This window comes from Nocardia vinacea (assembly GCF_035920345.1).
GTDB classification, from domain to species: Bacteria; Actinomycetota; Actinomycetes; order Mycobacteriales; family Mycobacteriaceae; genus Nocardia; species Nocardia vinacea_A.
Genome location: NZ_CP109149.1, coordinates 9,733,199 through 9,751,568, shown reverse-complemented (window position 1 = coordinate 9,751,568; position 18,370 = coordinate 9,733,199). Strand labels below are relative to the sequence as shown.

Sequence of the window (18,370 nt, the reverse complement as noted above, 5' to 3'; positions counted from 1 at the left end):
GCCGCGCGAGGAGATCCACATGAAAACCGTTGCGGGACCGACCGATCGCGTCGTGGTGGTGGGCGCGGGCCTATCCGGCCTCGCCGCCGCCCTGTATCTGACCGGGGCCGGGCGCACCGTCACCCTGCTGGAACGCGCCGATCATCCCGGCGGCCGAGTCGGCATGTACCGCGGCCCCGATTACGAAATCGACTCCGGCGCAACGGTACTCACCTTGCCGGAGCTGATCGCCGATGCCCTCGCCGCCGTCGGCGCAACCCCCGAAACCTGCACTCCGCCATTGCGCATCCACCAACTCGCCCCCAGCTATCACGCCCGCTTCGCCGACGACTCCACCATTCGCGTCTACGCCGATCCCGAGGCGATGGCGATCGAAGTGGCCCGTGTCTGCGGCGAGGACGAGGCCCTGCGCTACCGACGGCTGCGCAACTGGCTCGCGGAGATCTACCAGGCCGAATTCATCGAGTTCATGGATACGAACTTCGATTCGCCGGTCGATATGGTCCGCTATCCGGCCAAGCGCCGCGCACTGGCCACCCTCGTGCGTCTGGGCGGATTCGGCAGGCTCGGCCCGCGCGTCTCCCACTTCCTGCGCGATCCCCGCCTGGCCCGACTGTTCACCTTCCAGGCGCTCTACGCGGGCATGGCCCCGGCGAAGGCACTGGCCGTATACGGCGCGATCCCGCATATGGACACCTCACTGGGCGTCTACTTCCCGGAGGGCGGTATGCGCGCCATCACCGTCGCACTCGCCGATGCCTTCACCGCGGCGGGCGGCGCCCTCGAGTTGAACACCGAGGTCACCGGGATCGAATACGCGGGCGGCCGGGCCAGGCAGGTCCGCACCGCGAACGGCCGCACCTTCGTCTGCGACGCCGTGGTGCTCACCACCGACCTCGGCGCTCTCGAGCGCTTCGGCGTGCGCCGCCGCCGTCGCCTGCGCGCCGCACCGTCCGCCGTCGTCGCACACGGAACCATCCCCGCCGCGATCGCCCAGACCTGGCCGATCCAGGCCCACCACACCATCGATTTCGGCGACGCCTGGAACCGGACCTTCGACGAGATCGCCGCGCGCCCCGGCAACGGTCGTTTGATGAGTGACCCGTCATTGCTGCTCACCCGGCCCGCGCTGACTGATCCCACGCTCTACATCGACCGTGCCGACGGCAGGCACGAGCCGTTCTCGCTACTCGCCCCCTGCCCCAACCTGGACGCAGCGCCGTTGGACTGGGATCGGCTCGGCCCTTCATACCTGCGTGAACTCCTGAATGTGTTGGAGGAGCGCGGATATCACGGCATCGCCGAACACTTCACCGCCGATCATCTCGACACACCCGGCACCTGGCACGATCAGGGCATGCTTGCGGGCACCCCCTTCTCGGCAGCCCATCTGTTCCGGCAAACCGGCCCATTTCGTCCGCGCAATTTTTCCGGCGGCAGCGACAACGTGGTTATCGCCGGTTGTGGCACCACTCCGGGTGTCGGCGTGCCGACCACCTTGCTGTCCGGAAAACTGGCGGCAAACCGAATTATCGGCACCGCGCGAGCCACTCGGGATGAATCCTCACGCACCAGCGGGATAGTGTTCCCGGCAAGCCGATAAACTAACGGCCGACCTATTCGCCTGCGGTTGCGACCGCCGACCACTCCGGGGGGACCGACACCACATGCATCCCCCTGAGACGACGGCCGCCGCACCCACCGACAACTCGATCGCCGCGACCGAAGACGAGGCGCGTCCATCGAGCGCCCCGGCGCGCCAGGCACCGCAGGCCGTCGACGAACACGGGTTCCGGGCCTGGCTGCGGACCACCGCCGACTTCGCCCGCAGCCCCGAGGGACATTCGGCGCTGCTCGGTTTCTTCGGCGCGCTGATGATCACCTTCGGCGGATTCGGCGCGGGCAGCGTCCGCAAGCGCGATCCGCTGCTCGAGGCGATGCATCTGTCCTGGCTGCGATTCGGGCACGGCTATGTGCTGTCCACCATGGTCATCTGGGTCGGTGTGCTGTTGATGATCACCGCGTGGGTGCGCCTGGGCCGCACCACGATCGGATTCGGCGACCGGCCCGACGCCGGGGTCACGCTGAACGAACTGCGCGCGATCGTCGGCATCTGGATCTTCCCGCTGCTGTTCGCGGTGCCGATGTTCAGCCGGGACGCGTATTCGTATCTGGCCCAGGGCGCACTGCTACGCGACGGCTTCGATCCCTACGTCTCTCCGCCGGTCGCCAATGCCGGTGTGCTGCTGGACAATGTGAGCCCGGTCTGGACCACCACCACCGCGCCGTACGGTCCGATCTTCCTGCTACTCGGCAACGCGATCACCGCGATCACCGGCGATAACGTGGTCGCGGGCACCATCGCACTGCGACTGGTCATGCTGCCGGGACTGGCGCTGATGATGTGGGCGGTGCCGTACCTGACCAAACATCTCGGTGGTAAGCCGACGGTCGCGTTGTGGCTGGCGGTGCTCAACCCGCTGGTGCTGATCCACCTCATCGGCGGCGTGCACAACGAAATGCTCATGGTCGGGCTCATGTGCGCGGGTATCGCACTCGTGCTGGAGCGCCATCATGTGGCGGGCATCGTGGTCGTCGCGATCGGCGTCGCCATCAAGGCGACCGCCGGTGTCGCACTGCCGTTCCTGGTGTGGATCTGGATGCTGCACGAACGTGAACGCCGGGCGCTGCAACGCGCCGCGCAATCACCGGGTGCGACCCAGCGCATCGAAAGCGAGGCCGAACCCGCGCGACCGAGTGCGGAAGTACCGCATCCGGCGCTGATGTTCGCCAAGATCGCCGGACTCGGTTTGAGCGTGTTCGCGGTGGTCTTCGTGGCCGCCTCGGCCATCGCCGGGGTCGGCATCGGCTGGCTGACCGCGCTGTCGGGCTCGAAGAAGATCATCAACTGGCTCTCGCTGCCGACGATCATGGCGCATATGGTCCGCTGGGTGACGCCGTTCCAGATGGATCCAGTGCTCACGGTGACCCGCGCACTCTGTGCGCTGGCGCTGATCGCCGTGCTGGCGTGGACCTGGTGGCGGTTCCGGCACAGCGAGCGCGAGGCGGTCTTCGGCATCCTCATCGCCTTCGTCGCCATCGTCATCCTCTCGCCCGCGGCACTGCCCTGGTACTACTCCTGGCCGCTGGCGTTGGCCGCCGGGTTCGCACTGTCCACCACCACGCTGATGGTGCTGGTCGGGCTGTGCACCTGGTTGATGCTGGTCTTCCAGCCGGACGGCTCGATCGGGCTCTACAGCTTCGGGCACGTGGCCGCCGCGACGTTCGCCGCCGTGGTCGCGGCACTGTCGCTGCGGCGGGTCGACCCGTTGCGATTGCGCGCCACCCCACCGGAGAGCAATCCGGTCGCTGTCACCCGGTCATGACCGAGGTCGCGCTACCCGCTCGCGGCTCGGAACTGGCCGCGGCATACCGCGTCTGCCGGGCGATTGCCGCCGTACACGGACGCACCTACTTCCTCGCCACCCGCCTGCTGTCGGCACCACGAAGACCCGCGGTGCACGCGCTCTACGCCTTCGCGCGACTGGTCGACGACATCGTCGATCACCCCACGTACGACGCCGAACACGGACCCGCGGGCGAACTCGATCTGATCGAGAAGCAACTGCGCGTCGCCTTGGAGCAGGCAAAGCCTCCCGTCGACCGGCACACCCAGGTACTCGCCGCACTGGCCGACACTATCCAGCGCTACGACATTGCGCCCCAACACTTCTGGACCTTCCTGGACTCCATGCGCATGGATGTGCCGGGAACCGCGCACTTCCGTGCCGCCTACGCCACCATGACCGAGCTGCGCGACTACATGCGCGGTTCCGCGGCCGCGATCGGTCTGCAACTGCTGCCGGTACTCGGCACGGTCGTCCCGGTAGCCGAGGCCGAACCCGCCGCCGCCGCACTCGGCGAAGCCTTTCAGCTCACCAACTTCCTGCGCGATATCGCCGAGGATCTGGACCGGGGCCGGATCTACCTCCCCACCGACGAACTCGCGGCCTTCGGCGTGGAAGCGGATCTGCTGACCCACTGCCACCGCATCGGCCACACCGACCAGCGGGTGCGCCGCGCGCTGGCCCACCTGATCGCGATCAACCGCGACCTCTACCGTTTCGCGAACCCGGGCATCGACCTACTCGACCCCCGCGTGCGCCCCGCCATCCGCACCGCGAGCACGCTCTACTCCGGCATTCTCGATGAAATCGAACACTCCGACTACGCGGTGTTCGCGCGCCGCGCCGTGGTCCCCCGCCGCCGACGCCTGCGTGTCGCGGCGATCGAGTTCACCTCCGCGGCCCTGCCGCACTGAGACTCGATCGCAACTAAGCGCCGCGAACACGCCGCGCCCGCGCGGCCAAAAATTCAGAAGGGCTCGGCTGCCGCGCGGCGCAGGACCTCGCGCGCGAGCGGGCCGTGCAATGCGTCGACGGGCTTACCGGGCAGGCTCTCGTCGTCGGTGAAGATCCACTCCAGGATCTCCTGATCGGTGTACTTGGCGTCTTTCATGACGGTGATCAGGCCCGGCAGCGACTTCACGATCGCGCCGGTATCGTCGAAGAATCGCTCGGGCACGCCGGCCACGCCATCGCGGCGCAGGGCGAGCAACTGGTGGTCGCGCAGCATCTGATGCACTCGGGTCACCACGAGCCCGAGCTTGTCGGCCACCTCGGGCAGCGGTATAACCGCCTCCGACTGGGGAAGAACATCGTCACTGCAAGGAAATGCACTCACCCGGATAACGGTAGACGGTCCCGACTCGCGTGGCTCGAGACACCCTGAACCGTTCCCGCGTGATTCGACACCTGCGGCTACGAACCATCAGTTTGCAGACAAAAGTCTTACGAGCTACCCGTTCGCGGCCCGTCTCGCGTCCCAGTGGCCGAAGAGCATGCGACGAAGTCGCGGAACTCCACCGCCCGGCATGAGGGCATCAGGTGCTGAACGATCCGCCATCAGCGACCACAACGGCGCAAGTCTTACGAGCGACCCATTCGCGCCGTCTCGCGTCCCAGTGGCCGAAGAGCATGCGACGAAGTCGCGGAACTCCACCGCCCGGCATGAGGGCATCAGGTGCTGAACGATCCGCCATCGCCGACCACCACGGAGCGAGTCTTACGAGCGACCCGTTCGCGGCCCGTCTCGCGTCCGAGCCGTCGAAGCGCATGCGACGAAGTCGCGAGTCTCGACGGCTCGGACGCGAGACACCAGGGGCCGCGAACACGCCGCGCCCGCGCGGCCAAAAACACAGCCGATCGACACAGCTACGATCGTGAGCGGGCCGCGCGAGGCGGTCAATCGCTTGTCGCATTCCGAGCGAGGGGTGAGAACTTTGTGAAAGCCGGAGGACATCAGTTGATCGGGCAAATCCTGGAGGGGCGCTACCGCATCGACGCGCCGATCGCGCGGGGCGGGATGTCGATGGTCTTCCGAGGGGTGGATACCCGTCTGGACCGTCCGGTCGCCATCAAGGTGATGGATCCCAAGTTCGCCGCCGATCCCCAGTTTCTGTCCCGGTTCGAATTCGAGGCGCGCGCGGTCGCCAAGCTCAAGCATCCCTCCCTGGTCGCGGTCTATGACCAGGGAGTGGACGGCGAGTATCCGTTCCTGATCATGGAGTTGGTCGAGGGTGGCACGCTGCGCGAGCTGCTGCGCGAACGCGGTCCGATGCCACCGCATGCGGTGCGCGCGGTCGCCGAGCCGGTACTGGCCGCGATCGGCGTCGCGCATTCGGCGGGCCTGATCCATCGCGATATCAAACCGGAGAATGTGCTGATCTCCGATTCCGGCGAGGTCAAGATCGCTGATTTCGGTCTGGTGCGCGCCGTCGCGGCCGCGAACACCACCTCGGCGAGCGTAATTCTCGGCACCGCCGCGTACCTGTCACCCGAACAGGTGACCGCAGGCACCGCCGATTCGCGCAGCGATGTCTACTCCTTCGGCATCCTGATCTTCGAACTGCTCACCGGCCAGGTCCCGTTCACCGGCGACACTTCGTTATCGGTGGCATACCAGCGCATCGAGAACGATGTGCCCAGCCCGAGCGAATTCATCGCCGGAGTCCCGCAGGAGTTCGACGAGCTGATCGCGCGGGCCACCAACCGCGAACCCGCGCATCGCTTCGCCGATGCCAACGAGATGGCGGCCGAACTGCATTCGATCGGGGTCGCGCTGAATCTGCCGCCGTATCGAGTGCCCGCACCCAAGGAGTCGGCCGAACATCTCAGCGCCAGCTTCAAGACCGCCGCGCCGACCCCGCAGCAGGCCAGAGCCGCGGCGCCGCCACCACAGTCCGAGCAGCACACCAAGGTCGTCACGGCGGCGCGCCCGCGGGTGCCCGACTACGGTCCGCCCGACAACTACGGGCCGCCGGACACCTACCGCGATCACTACGCACCATCGCATTCGCCGCAGCCGTCACCCTTCGACGACCGGACCAAATCGCGGCGCACGGTCCTGCTCTGGGTCGCCATCGTCGCGGTCCTCACCTTGCTGGTCGGGATCGGCGGCTGGTGGTTGGGCGTCGGGCGCTACTCGGCCGTCCCGTCGGTGGCCGGGAAGGATCAGGCCAGCGCGATTTCAGCGCTGGCGGATGCCGGTTTCGACACCGAGATCAGACAGAAGACCTCCGACACCATCCCGGTCGGCGGGGTGGTCGGCACCGATCCCTCGGCCGGATCCAAGGTCACCAAGGGTTCGACGGTGGCCGTGCTGATCTCCAGCGGCAAACCCCGCGTGCCGGATATCAAAGCTGGCGACGACATTTCGAAGGTCAACCAGCTCATCCGCGATGCCGGACTGCAACCGGTGGACGCGGGCGAAACCGGCAGCCCCGCGCCCAAGGGCACCTTCGCGAAGGTGGATCCGGCTCCGGGCACCGTCCTGCCGCTGGCCGCGCAGGTAAAGGTATACCGCAGCAAGGGATCTCAGCCGGTGAAGATGCCCGATGTGCGCGGTAAGACCACCGAGGAAGCGAACAAGGTGCTCACCGCAGCCGGAATCACGGTGCGCGAGACCAGAACTCAATTCGACCGCACGATCGAGGCGGATACCGTCATCGGCTCCGAACCGGCCGCGGGCACCACGATCCAGTCCGGCGACGGCATCATCCTGATCGTCTCGAATGCCGTGAAGGTGCCGCTGCTGGTCGGCTCGAGCGTCGCCGACGCCCGCTCCAAGCTGCAGGCGCTCGGCCTGGTGGTGGCGGTGCGTCAGCTCGCCCCGTCCGACAGCTCCGTGGTGATCGGCCAAGTTCCGGGCGTGGGTTCCAATGTCGAGGCGGGCAGTACCGTCTCGCTGACGGCGCTGCCCTGACGACAAAGGAGCGCCGCATGTCGCGGTGCTCCTGTCGAAAAGCCTTGGTCAGCGCAGCATTTCGGCGACCAGGAAGGCCAGTTCCAGCGACTGCTGGGTGTTCAACCGCGGGTCACATGCGGTCTCGTAGCGACCGGACAGATCCAGATCGGAGATGTCCTGTGCGCCGCCGAGGCATTCAGTGACATCCTCACCGGTGAGTTCGATGTGCAGACCGCCGGGATGCGTGCCGAGTGCATGGTGCACCTCGAAGAAGCCCTGCACCTCGTCGATGATCCGGTCGAAGTGCCGGGTCTTGTAGCCGGTGGAGGCCTCGTGGGTGTTGCCATGCATGGGGTCGCACTGCCAGATGACCTGGTGTCCGGTCGCCTGCACCTTCTCGATAATCGGCGGCAGCACGTCGCGAACCTTGTTATTGCCCATGCGCGAGACGATGGTCAACCGGCCCGGCTCGTTATTGGGATCGAGCCGCTCGACGTACTCCACGGCCTGATCCGGCGTGGTGGTCGGGCCGATCTTGAGCCCGATCGGGTTGGCCAGCAGTTCCGCGAACGCGATATGCGCGCCGTCGAGCTGACGGGTGCGCTCGCCGATCCATAAGAAATGCGCGGACAGGTCGTAGAGCACCGGCTCGCCCGCCGGGTTCTGGCCGAGGCGCAGCATGGCGCGCTCATAGTCCAGCACCAGCGCTTCATGGCTGGCGTAGATGCGGGCCGACTGCAGGCTCGGATCGTTCACCCGACAGGCGGTCATGAAGGCCAGACCGCGGTCGATCTCCCCGGCCATCGCCTCATAGCGCGCACCCGCGGGCGACTGGGCCACGAAATCGCGGTTCCAGTCGTGCACACGATGCAGATCCGCCATACCCGCACCGGTCAGTGCGCGCACCAGATTCATCGCCGCGCTGGCGTTGGCGTAGGCGCGCACCAGTCGCGAAGGGTCGTGTTCGCGCACCTTCGCGTCGGCGACCAGCGAGTTCACCATGTCACCGCGGTAGGACTTCAGTCCGAGCGCGTCGGTATCCGAGGAGCGAGGCTTCGCGTACTGGCCCGCGATACGCGCGACCTTGACCACCGGCAGGCTGGCGCCGTAGGTGAGCACGACGGCCATCTGCAGCAGAGTGCGGATATTGCCGCGGATATGCGGTTCGGTGTTGTCGGCGAAGGTCTCCGCGCAGTCACCACCCTGCATCAGGAAGGCCTCGCCGCGCGCGACCTCCGCGAGCTGCCCGCGTAGCTCCTCCACCTCGGCGGGCACGCAGATCGGCGGCACGCTCTCCAGCACGGTGCGCATCATTGCCGCCTGCTCCGGATCCCACGCCGGCTGCTGTAGTGCAGGACGCGCCAACGCGTCGTCCAGCCGCCTCCGCAGCTCTGCGGGCAGCGGCGGCAGCTCCGGCAGGCGATCGATGGGTACGTCGACGGTCCAGTTCACTCGTTCAGAATACGGATACTCCGAAGCGTGCAGGTACCCGGTATTAGGGGTGGATTCTGCCCACCTAGGGTGGATTGCCGGGCAGTATCGCCGCACCGTACCGATCTTTGGAGGAGAGACCGATCTCGCTTCGATATTTTTATGACTGCGAATTCATCGAGGACGGGTCGACTATCGACCTCGTATCGATCGGTGTGGTCTGCGAGGACGGCCGCGAATACTACGCGGTCTCAACCGAATTCGACCCCGAACGTGCTGGCCCGTGGGTACGCAGGTACGTGCTTCCGCAGCTTCCGCCGCCCGCCTCCCCGCGCTGGCGCAGCCGCGAACAGATCCGCAAAGACCTCTACGAATTCCTGGTCCCGCGCCCCAGCGTCACCCCCGAACTGTGGGCCTGGGTGGCCGCCTACGACCACGTCGCCCTGTGCCAGCTCTGGGGCTCCATGGTCGATCTACCCAACACCCTCCCCCGCTACACCAACGAACTGCGGCAACACTGGGAGGCCCACGGTCGTCCCGAACTGCCCCCGGTCCCCCCGGACGCCCACGACGCCCTCGCCGACGCCCGCCACAACCTGGCCAAATTCGAGGCCATCGAGGCCGCCCGCCGCCGGGTATCCATTTAAAGCAGAAGGCCCCGAGTCGAATTCGACTCGGGGCCTTCTGTTCATCTGTCAGTGCGAGTGACTACCGTTCTGACCGTTCGCCTTCTCCTGGACCTTCTGCAGTACGGCGAGCTGCTTGTGCTCTTCCGCGTGCTCGTCCTCGAAGGCCTGTTCGATCTCGTGCGGCGGGTCGGCGCGCAGGAAGCTACCGGTGCCCGGCTTACCGGCCGAACCCAGCTTGTTCATCTTCTTGGGCACAGGCGCGCCCTGGTACTCCAGCGGGATCGGGTGGCCGTGATCGTCGACCGGGCCCAGCGGCTGGTGCACCTCGATGTACTCACCGTGCGGCAGACGCTTGATCACACCGGTCTCGATGCCGTGCTCGAGCACCGCCCGGTCACCGCGCTGCAGACCGATGCAGAACCGGTAGGCGATGAAGTACGCCACCGGCGGCACGACCAGTAGGCCGATGCGGCCCATCCACGTGGTGGCGTTCAACGAGATGTCGAACTTCAGCGCCAGGATGTCGTTGACGCACGAGAGCGTCAGCACCACGTAGAAACCGATCGACATCGCACCGATCGCCGTGCGCACCGGCACGTCGCGCGGGCGCTGCAGCAGGTTGTGGTGCACATCGTCGCCGGTGAGGCGCTTCTCGATCCACGGGTACAGGACCAGCACCGTGAACACCAGACCCATGATCAGCGCGACCCAGAACACGGCCGGAACCGTGTAATTACCGATGTAGATCTCCCACGGCGGCATCAGACGCGCCAGACCGTCGGTCCACATCATGTAGAAGTCGGGCTGCGAACCCGCCGACACCTGAGACGGGTTGTAGGGACCCATGTTCCAGATCGGGTTGATCTGCAGCACACCGGCCATGATCGCCACGATGCCGAGGGTGAAGGCGAAGAACGCGCCCTGATCCGAGGCGAACACCGGCACGATGCGCGCACCGACGACATTGTTCTCGGTGCGGCCCGGGCCGGGGAACTGCGTGTGCTTCTGATACCAGACCAGCGCGACGTGCGCGGCGATCAGCGCCAGGAAGATGCCGGGGAACAGCAGCACGTGCGCGATGTACAGGCGCGGAATGATGATGTCGCCGGGGAAGTCACCGCCGAAAATCAGCCAGTGCATCCAGGTGCCGACGATCGGGATACTCATCGTGATACCGCCGAACGCGGCCCGCAGACCGGTACCCGAGAGCAGATCGTCGGGCAGCGAGTAACCGAAGAAGCCCTCGAACATGGCCAGGATCAGCAGCAGGCAGCCGATGACCCAGTTCGCCTCACGCGGCTTGCGGAACGCACCGGTGAAGAAGATGCGGAACAGGTGCACGATGATCGAGGCCGCGAAAAGCAGTGCGGCCCAGTGGTGCACCTGGCGCACGAACAGACCGCCGCGCACCTCGAAGGAGATGTTCAGCGCCGTCTCGTAGGCCCTCGACATGGTCACACCACGCAGCGGCTGGTAGGCGCCGTTGTAGACGACCTCGCTCATCGACGGATCGAAGAACAGCGTCAGATAAACACCCGACAGCAGCAGGATGATGAAGCTGTAGAGGGCGATCTCGCCGAGCAGGAACGACCAGTGGGTCGGGAAGACCTTGTTGATCGACCGCTTCATGAACGCGGCGGCGCGGTACCGCTCGTCCGCCTCGTTGGCTTGGGCTGCAACCCGACTCATGAACGACGCTCCCAGTAGGCCGGTCCGAGCGGCTCGATGAAGTCGCCCGCAGCGACCAGGTAGCCCTCGGAGTTGACGGTGATCGGCAGCTGCGGCAGTGCGCGAGCGGCGGGACCGAAGACCGGCTTACCCCATTCGGTCGCCAGGAACTGCGACTGGTGGCAGGGGCACAGGATCTTGTTGGTCTGCTGCTCGAACAGCGACGTCGGGCAACCGAGGTGGGTGCAGATCTTCGAGTAGGCGAAGTAGTCGCCGTAGTTGAAGCTCTCCTGCCCCTTGCGCTTGATGGCCTTCTGCGCGTCTTCGGTGCGCAGCCGGATCAGCATGACGGCGTTGCGGATACCGCGCAGGGACTGCAGCGTCGCGTGCTCGTCACCGCGCCACTTCTCCTTCCACGGGAACACCGTCTCCATCGCGCCCGCGTCCAGATCCTCGGGACGCACCAGCATGACGTCCTCGGGGCGACCGGTGTCGCGACGGATGTAGATGGTCTCGCCCGGGAAATCCGGGGTCCAGCCCGAGACCCACAGCGGCGACTTGTCGCCCTTGGCCCACGGGTTCTTGATCATGCCGCCGACGAAGACCAGCAGCGCACCGATACCGAGCACGCCGACACCGGCGCCCGCGGTCCGGGTGATCATCTTGCGGCGAGCCAGCGTGGAGGTATCCAGCGCGTCCTGCAGCTCGGCGACCAGGGTGCGGCGCTCGACCTCGGGCGAGGGCCCGTCGTGGCGCACCTGGATGGACAGCTCGGCCGGGATGAACTTCTTGCGGATCAGCACGACCGCGACGCCGATGACCAGCACGGCGATACCGAGGCTGAGGCCGACCAGCGGGGTGAACAGCGAGTAGGCGGTGTGGCCTTCCTCGTTCGAGCCCTTGAACTCCCAGGGCCAGAACAGGAAGACCCCGACCAGGACCGCGGCGGCGATACCGGAGACCGCGAACCAGAACGAGACCTGCCGCTCGGCCCGCTTCTCGGCTCGGGTGCCCGGCACCGGGAACCGCTGGCGCCGGTAGGCGACGTCGACGCCGTCGCGCTCGGTACCGAGCTTGACCAGCTCGTCGCGCGACATCGCGTCGAGTTCTTCCTCGGTGGGCTCAGCCGGTGTGGTGTTCACCTGCTCGTTCGACGGCTCTGCGCCGTCGAGGCCCTCATCCGGCCGACCCATGTCAGTTGGCTCCTTGCTATCGCTCATGCCTGCGCCTCGCTGGCGCTCGGCTCCGTCATGACCGATATATCGGCTGTGTTTGTTGTTCGCTCGCTGCGCTCGCTCATGAACGTGATCCGATCCACATCGCGGCGCCGACGACCAGCGTGATACCGACCACCCACATGGCCAGACCCTCGGTCGCGGGACCGAACCCGCCGAGGTCCCAGCCGCCGGGGCTCTTCTCCTCGGTGGCGTTCTTGACGTAGGCGACGATGTCGCGCTTCTCTTCCGGGCTCAGCTGCCGGTCGGAAAACTTCGGCATGTTCTCGGGGCCGGTGAGCATCGCGGCGTAGATCTGCTGCTCGCTGGCGGGCTCCAGCGGCGGCGCGTACTTACCGGAGGACAGCGCGCCGCCACGGCCGGTGAAGTTGTGGCACGACGCGCAGTTCATCCGGAACAGCTCGGAACCGCGAGCGATGTCCCCGCCGCGCAGCGATTCCTGCGCGATCTCGCCGTTGGCGTCGCGCACCACGGAGGGGCCGCCCCCATTGGCGGCGATGTACGCGCCGAGGGCGTCGGTCTGGTGGGCATCGAACTTCGGCGGCTTGCGGGTGGCCTGAGCCTGGTTGGCGGCCAACGGCATGCGACCCGAGGAGACCTGGAAGTAGACGGCCGCCTCGCCGACGCCGATAAGGCTCGGACCGCGGTCGGGCACGCCCTGCAGGTTGGCGCCGTGACAGGTGATGCAGGAGGTCTCGTAGAGCTGCTTACCGTCGCGGATCAGCGCGGACTGGTCCTCGTGCGCGGTCGCGACCTGGGGGTCCGGCGTGATCGCGGTGGCGAGGAATCCGGCTCCGACGAGGCCCACCAACAGCGCAAGCCCACCCGCGATGCGACGCCGCATACGGCGTTGCTTGCGCGTCTTGCTTGCCTGGCCGTTCCCGGGGCTGGCGGGCTCTGGCGCTGACGGGGGAGATGAACTCATCTGTGTCCCTTTGGAGTAGACGGAACCGACTTGTGCAAAAGATTTGGGGTACTGGCCCGACTCAGCGGACGAAGTAGATCGTGGCGAACAGCCCGATCCAGACGATGTCGACGAAGTGCCAGTAGTACGAGACGACGATCGCGGCGGTGGCCTGTGCCGGAGTGAACTTACTGACCTTGGTGCGGACCAGCAGGAACACGAAGGCGATCAGACCGCCGATGACGTGCAGACCGTGGAAACCGGTGGTGATGTAGAACACCGAGCCGTAGGCACTGCTCGAGATCGAGGTGCCTTCCTTGACCAGGTTGGTGTACTCGTAGCCCTGACCGGACACGAACAGCGCACCCATGATCAGGGTGACGACGTACCAGCGGCGCAGGCCGAACACATCGCCCTTCTCTGCCGCGAACACACCCATCTGGCAGGTGAACGACGAGGCGACCAGCACGGTGGTGACCGGCACGGCAAGCTTCAGGTTCAGCTCGGTCGGTTCCGGCGGCCAGTTGCCGTGGGCCTGGGCGCGCGCGACGAAGTACATCGCGAAGAGCCCGGCAAAGAACATCAGCTCGCTAGACAGCCAGATGATGGTACCGACGCTCACCATGTTGGGCCGGTTCAGCGAATGCACACGCTGAGTAATGGCCGATCCTGGGGTCCCTACTGCGGTCGTCACGGGGGTAAGTATGACTCGTCGTAGTACGACACAAGTACCCGGGTGCGAAACTTGTCCTCCCGTGTCGGAAAACGCACGGACAGACGGTGTTTGATGGCCGGCCTGCGGCCGGCGTGTCGGCGGCCCCCTGGTGTCTCGCGGCCGAGCCGTCGAGACTCGCGCCTGCGGCGCATGCGCTTCGACGACTCGGCCGCGAGACGGGCCACCGACGGTCGCTCGTAAGACTCGCTCCGTTGTGGTGACGTAGGGGGGTGAATGTCGCGCGACCACAGGATGACAGCCCAGCATTAGGAAAAGCTGAGATCAGGAGGCGGATGTGACGCGTTGGTGGCAACGGCTGTTCGGCGGGAACGAACCCGAACCGCTCGATCCGACCCGTTCCGATCTAGTAGTCGTAGTGGAGTGCTTCGATGACTCCGAGGCGTGTTCGACGACACTCGCGCGCGCTTCGGCTCTCAAAGCCGACGAGCCCGCACTGCTGCGCCATCACTTGCGTATTCCGCCGGATCGGGTCGATGAGGTGTGTGCGATCGCGGCCCAGGACGGTTACGCCGCCGCGCCACGCACCGAAGGTCCACACGATCTGGAATCGCTGATCCTGCAACGTGTTCAATTACTCGATGCACTGCATTGTTCGCAGGAGCGGGCCAGGATGGTCGGTCTCGCCCAGCGCCACGACGGCGTGACGGACGGCTGGGACGCCCTGCAACCGGGTTCCGCGACCGCGCAGCGATAATAACGTCTCGACCACTACGCTCTATCGCGACAGACTGGTGCGCGAACCAGTGGTGACAGGAGAAGTGGACATGCGCAGCTGGCCCCAAGTACTCGGGACCCTTGCCGATGGTGGCGATCTGGCAGCGGACGACACGACCTGGGTGATCGACGAGATCTTCACCGACAATGCGACGCAGGCACAGATCGCCGCATTCGGTGTCGCGATGAAGATCAAGGGCCCGACTCCTACCGAGCTGTCCGGCATGGCCGCGGGCATGCTGGGCCACGCCCGCCTGGTGCACGTCGACGGCGACGCGGTGGACATTGTCGGAACCGGCGGTGACCGGTCCGGTTCGGTGAATATCTCGACGATGTCCTCGATCGTGGTGGCCTCGGCCGGTGTGCCCGTGGTCAAGCACGGCAATCGCGCGGCCTCCTCGAAGAGCGGTGGCGCCGATGTGCTGGAGGCATTGGGCGTGAAGCTGGCCCTCGGCCCCAAGTCCGTTGCTCGCTGCGTACGCGAGGTCGGCATCGGCTTCTGCTTCGCGCCGCTGTTCCACCCCGCGTTGCGCTTCGCCGGTCCGGCCCGCAAGGAAATCGGCATCCCCACCGTTTTCAATGTGCTCGGCCCGCTCACCAACCCCGCGCAACCACGCGCCGGGCTGGTCGGCTGTGCGTTCCCTGAACTACTGCCGGTAATCGCCGGGGTCTTCGCCGAGCGCGGCGCCAGCGCCATCGTGGTGCGCGGCAATGACGGCCTGGACGAGATCACCACCTCCGATACCACCCACGCGTGGGTGGTATCGGGCGGAAAACTGCGGGAAACCACCATCGATCCGACCCGCATCGGCATCGCGCGCGTCGAGCTGGACGCATTGCGCGGCGGCGACGCCGAGGTCAATGCGGGTGTCGCGCGCAGCGTATTCGCGGGTACCGCGGGCCCGGTGCGCGATGCGGTACTGCTGAACTCCGCCGCCGCCATCGTCGCGTACGAGTTGTCCCAGGGGGTCGGCGATCCGGATGCCGATATACACGACGCCATCGCCTCGGGCATCGATCGCGCCGCTGAAGCCATCGACACAGGCAGATCCGCGGCCCTGCTCGACCGCTGGGCCAAGCTCACCAACACCCTCGGCGACAACTGACTGCCGGCGCCGTGCTCCCCTCCGGCGCCTCCCGCACCTGCTCCGGGTCCTCCATCCTCGTTCGCTGAGTACGGATCACTCGCCGAGGGAGAAGCCCGCTTCGACGTCGGCGCTCGAGTAGGACTTGAAGGCGATGTGGGTGGTGGTGCGGGCGACGCCGGGGGTCTTGTCGATCCGGCCGGTCACCACCTCGGCGATCTCCTCGTGGTCGCGCACCCGCACGATCGCGATCAGGTCGACATCGCCCGCGCAGGAGTAGACCTCGGTGACACCCACGGTGTCGGCGACCGCCTGTGCGGTCTCCGGAATGCGGGCGTTCTCGGCCTGGATCATCACGATCGCGGTAATCATGGCTGTCAGCCTAGGCGGTCACCGCCCTGGTACTCCGCGAGTTCGGTCTCCGGCCCGTGCAGTCTGGCCCGTGCGGCCGCATCGGCGAGATCCGCCCATCCGGCCCAGGCCCCGGCACTTCGGATCGAATCGCCGTAACCCTCAGTCGTGCGCACGATCCGCGTCCCCGGCCGGCCCAACCATCGCGTCACCAGACCGACCTCCTCCGGCGGCGCACCGCGCAACGGCGGCACCGGATCCGGCAGCACGGTCTCCGATGCCGCGACGATGCGTTCGATCACCGGCATGGGCGGCACACCCCGCGCCGAGGTGCCGGCCCCCGCCAGCCGCCCATAGCGAATCACCGCGTACTCCCAACCGCCCGCACCGTCCGGATGCGCCGCGATCAGTTCGGCGATCCGTGCCACCGCGGCGAGTCGTTGGGTGCGGTGTAGTGCCCGCACCACCGCGACGGTCCGGTCGCGCAATCGGGCGGCAGCCTCGAAATGTTCGGCGTGCGAATGGGTTTCGATGCGGTCGAGCATGGCCCGCAACGCCGCGTCGGAGTGCCCCGCGAAGAACGCCCGGACGGCCGCGGCAGTGGGTTCGTATTCCTCCCTATATATAGGAGTGCCGCTGGCGGCCGCCGGACATCCGCCGACCACCGCGGGCGGACAGTCGTGGCGACCGTCGCGCGGCAGTCGCGTGGTGCAGGTGCGCAGGTCGCTGTGCTCCGCGATGGTCAGCGCGATGTCGTTCGCGTCCATCCGAGAAGGGAAGGGTCCCAACGCATCCGCGGTCGGTGTGCGCGCGATCGCGAATCGGGGAAACGGTTCGTCGGTCAGCGTTATCCACCAACCGCGCTTCGGGAATTTCGAGCGCCGGTTATAGGGCGGGGTATGCGCGACGATCAGTCGCAGCTCCCGCACCCCGGCCTCCAGACCGTGCGCGCACACCACGTGGTCGACCCGGATGGCAAGGGAGACCATCTCTTTCATCCGGCCGCGGGTCTCGGATCCGGTGAAGTAATTGCGCACGCGTCGGCGCAGGTTCACGGCCGTCCCTATATAGAGGACTTCGTCGGAGGGTCCGCGGAAGAGATAGACGCCCGGACTCGACGGCAGATCGTTGGCGAGAACGCGCTTGGCGCGTTGGCGCGGTGTGACATTCGGCAGATAGTCGAGCAGTTCGGTCAGGCTGTGCACGCCCAGATTGCCGACTCGACCGATAAGGGCGTGCAGCACGTCCACTGTCGCCCTTGCGTCGTCGAGTGCACGGTGGTTCGGCTGGGTGCTCGCACCGAGCAGCGGCGCGAGCACCCCGAGCCGGACCGATGGGGCCTCGTCGCGGGCGAGGACGCGCCGCGCCAGCTTCACCGTGCACACCACCGGCCCGCTCGGCCACAGCGCATCCATGCGGGCCGCAGCGGCGCGCAGGAAGGCCATATCGAACCGGGCGTTGTGCGCGACCAGCACGGCGCCCTTGGCGAATTCGAGAAAACCCGGCAGCACCGCCTCGATCCGGGGCGCCTCGTAGACCATCGCGGTGGTGATCCCGGTGATCTGCACGATCGCGGGCGGTATGGCCCGTCCCGGATTCACCAGGGTCGCGAACTCCCCCAGCACCTCACCGCCGCGCACCTTCACCGCACCGATCTCGGTGATGGCGTCGCCCTCGGGGCTGGTTCCCGTGGTCTCCAGGTCGACGACCACGAAGGTGGTGTCATAGAGCGGCGTCTCGAGCTCGTCGAAGGCCAACTGCAGTGCGGCGGCCTGGCGCGGCGTCGGATCGGGCACGGCGTGCAGCGTAGGGCCTCGGTACGACAGGAACCGCCGGAAAGCCACCTGGGATTTCAGCAGAGAAATGTCCGAATTACACGGCGAGGATTTCGCTCCGATTCCCACAAAATGATCTAGAACACCAAAAAGTGGCGCACATCACATTCTTTGGAAAATTACATCAAACGGACGGACACGCCCGGGCGCTCGGAGCCGGTGCCGTCGGCGCGCTGCCCGCGACCCGCGCGCTGAGACCGATCGGTTCGACTCGCCCGGCCGAACACGCACCAAGATGCCTTCACGACCTGGAGAAATTCCGAGAAACCCCGCGTCTGAGACACACCGGCACCGGACGCCTTCCAGCTCGGCCCGCGATGCCGAGATCCCCGGAAAATCACCCGTTGTTATCGTTTCGTGATTGGTGTGACATAAGTCGCACATATTCGGTGGCAAATTTGTTGAGCATCGCCATTTCGGATGCCTCCAGCTTTACAAACCACCGTGATGTGTTCGTAACCTTTTCGAGACCTCACG

General features: G+C 66.5%; 15 protein-coding genes. 7 read left to right on the top strand and 8 right to left on the bottom strand.

The features are described from left to right. The first annotated feature begins 19 nt into the window (after nucleotides 1-19). The 3 genes from crtI (at nucleotide 20) to OIE68_RS44270 (ending at nucleotide 4,321) form a co-directional block, all read left to right on the top strand. Nucleotides 20-1,603 (top strand): phytoene desaturase family protein, encoded by a 1,584-nt coding sequence (gene crtI, locus OIE68_RS44280; RefSeq protein ID WP_327096848.1) that lies wholly within the window; start codon nucleotides 20-22, stop codon nucleotides 1,601-1,603. A 64-nt stretch (nucleotides 1,604-1,667) separates the two neighbouring features. Beyond that, a complete protein-coding gene (locus tag OIE68_RS44275) occupies nucleotides 1,668-3,386 on the top strand; it encodes an alpha-(1->6)-mannopyranosyltransferase A (RefSeq protein WP_327096847.1) in 1,719 nt (572 codons plus the stop codon). Beyond that, nucleotides 3,383-4,321, top strand: coding sequence for a phytoene/squalene synthase family protein (locus tag OIE68_RS44270; protein WP_327096846.1), 939 nt, complete (start codon nucleotides 3,383-3,385; stop codon nucleotides 4,319-4,321). Before OIE68_RS44275 ends, OIE68_RS44270 begins: the two co-directional genes overlap by 4 nt. Before the next feature lie 53 nt (nucleotides 4,322-4,374). Here the strand turns inward: OIE68_RS44270 and OIE68_RS44265 are convergent, their stop codons facing one another. Then, a complete protein-coding gene (locus OIE68_RS44265) occupies nucleotides 4,375-4,743 on the bottom strand; it encodes an Rv2175c family DNA-binding protein (protein WP_327096845.1) in 369 nt (122 codons plus the stop codon). Nucleotides 4,744-5,364: 621 nt separating this feature from the next. On the opposite strand from OIE68_RS44265, the gene pknB reads away from it, so the two are divergent. Beyond that, nucleotides 5,365-7,323, top strand: a complete 1,959-nt coding sequence (gene pknB, locus OIE68_RS44260) for a Stk1 family PASTA domain-containing Ser/Thr kinase (protein ID WP_327096844.1) — start codon at nucleotides 5,365-5,367, stop codon at nucleotides 7,321-7,323. 48 nt (nucleotides 7,324-7,371) lie between these two features. Here the strand turns inward: pknB and OIE68_RS44255 are convergent, their stop codons facing one another. After that, the gene (locus OIE68_RS44255) at nucleotides 7,372-8,757 is read right to left on the bottom strand and encodes a class II 3-deoxy-7-phosphoheptulonate synthase (RefSeq protein ID WP_327096843.1); all 1,386 of its coding nucleotides are present in this window, start codon (nucleotides 8,755-8,757) and stop codon (nucleotides 7,372-7,374) included. A gap of 107 nt (nucleotides 8,758-8,864) precedes the next feature. Here OIE68_RS44255 and OIE68_RS44250 point away from each other — a divergent pair, with 107 nt between their 5' ends. Continuing rightward, nucleotides 8,865-9,383, top strand: a complete 519-nt coding sequence (locus tag OIE68_RS44250; protein WP_327096842.1) for a polyadenylate-specific 3'-exoribonuclease AS — start codon at nucleotides 8,865-8,867, stop codon at nucleotides 9,381-9,383. A 48-nt stretch (nucleotides 9,384-9,431) separates the two neighbouring features. Here the strand turns inward: OIE68_RS44250 and OIE68_RS44245 are convergent, their stop codons facing one another. The 4 genes from OIE68_RS44245 to OIE68_RS44230 all read right to left on the bottom strand — a co-directional run bounded on the left by OIE68_RS44245 (nucleotide 9,432) and on the right by OIE68_RS44230 (nucleotide 13,866). Next, on the bottom strand, nucleotides 9,432-11,054 hold the full coding sequence (locus OIE68_RS44245) for a cytochrome bc complex cytochrome b subunit (protein ID WP_327096841.1): 1,623 nt from the start codon (nucleotides 11,052-11,054) through the stop codon (nucleotides 9,432-9,434). After that, complete coding sequence (locus OIE68_RS44240; RefSeq protein ID WP_327102022.1) at nucleotides 11,051-12,226, bottom strand: ubiquinol-cytochrome c reductase iron-sulfur subunit; 1,176 nt, start codon at nucleotides 12,224-12,226, stop codon at nucleotides 11,051-11,053. Before OIE68_RS44240 ends, OIE68_RS44245 begins: the two co-directional genes overlap by 4 nt. A 103-nt stretch (nucleotides 12,227-12,329) precedes the next feature. Further along, a complete protein-coding gene (locus tag OIE68_RS44235; protein WP_327096840.1) occupies nucleotides 12,330-13,193 on the bottom strand; it encodes a cytochrome c in 864 nt (287 codons plus the stop codon). 61 nt (nucleotides 13,194-13,254) lie between these two features. Next, complete coding sequence (locus tag OIE68_RS44230) at nucleotides 13,255-13,866, bottom strand: heme-copper oxidase subunit III (RefSeq protein WP_327096839.1); 612 nt, start codon at nucleotides 13,864-13,866, stop codon at nucleotides 13,255-13,257. Nucleotides 13,867-14,182: 316 nt separating this feature from the next. Between OIE68_RS44230 and OIE68_RS44225 the strand changes: the two genes are divergently transcribed. Further along, on the top strand, nucleotides 14,183-14,602 hold the full coding sequence (locus tag OIE68_RS44225; protein ID WP_327096838.1) for a hypothetical protein: 420 nt from the start codon (nucleotides 14,183-14,185) through the stop codon (nucleotides 14,600-14,602). 70 nt (nucleotides 14,603-14,672) lie between these two features. Further along, nucleotides 14,673-15,728, top strand: a complete 1,056-nt coding sequence (trpD, locus tag OIE68_RS44220; RefSeq protein ID WP_327096837.1) for an anthranilate phosphoribosyltransferase — start codon at nucleotides 14,673-14,675, stop codon at nucleotides 15,726-15,728. A gap of 75 nt (nucleotides 15,729-15,803) precedes the next feature. On the opposite strand, the gene OIE68_RS44215 is transcribed toward trpD, so the two are convergent. Together OIE68_RS44215 and OIE68_RS44210 are read right to left on the bottom strand one after the other, a co-directional pair. Continuing rightward, complete coding sequence (locus OIE68_RS44215; RefSeq protein ID WP_040688558.1) at nucleotides 15,804-16,079, bottom strand: Lrp/AsnC family transcriptional regulator; 276 nt, start codon at nucleotides 16,077-16,079, stop codon at nucleotides 15,804-15,806. A 5-nt stretch (nucleotides 16,080-16,084) separates the two neighbouring features. Next, the gene (locus OIE68_RS44210; protein WP_327096836.1) at nucleotides 16,085-17,854 is read right to left on the bottom strand and encodes a DEDD exonuclease domain-containing protein; all 1,770 of its coding nucleotides are present in this window, start codon (nucleotides 17,852-17,854) and stop codon (nucleotides 16,085-16,087) included. Between the last annotated feature and the right edge of the window lie 516 nt (nucleotides 17,855-18,370).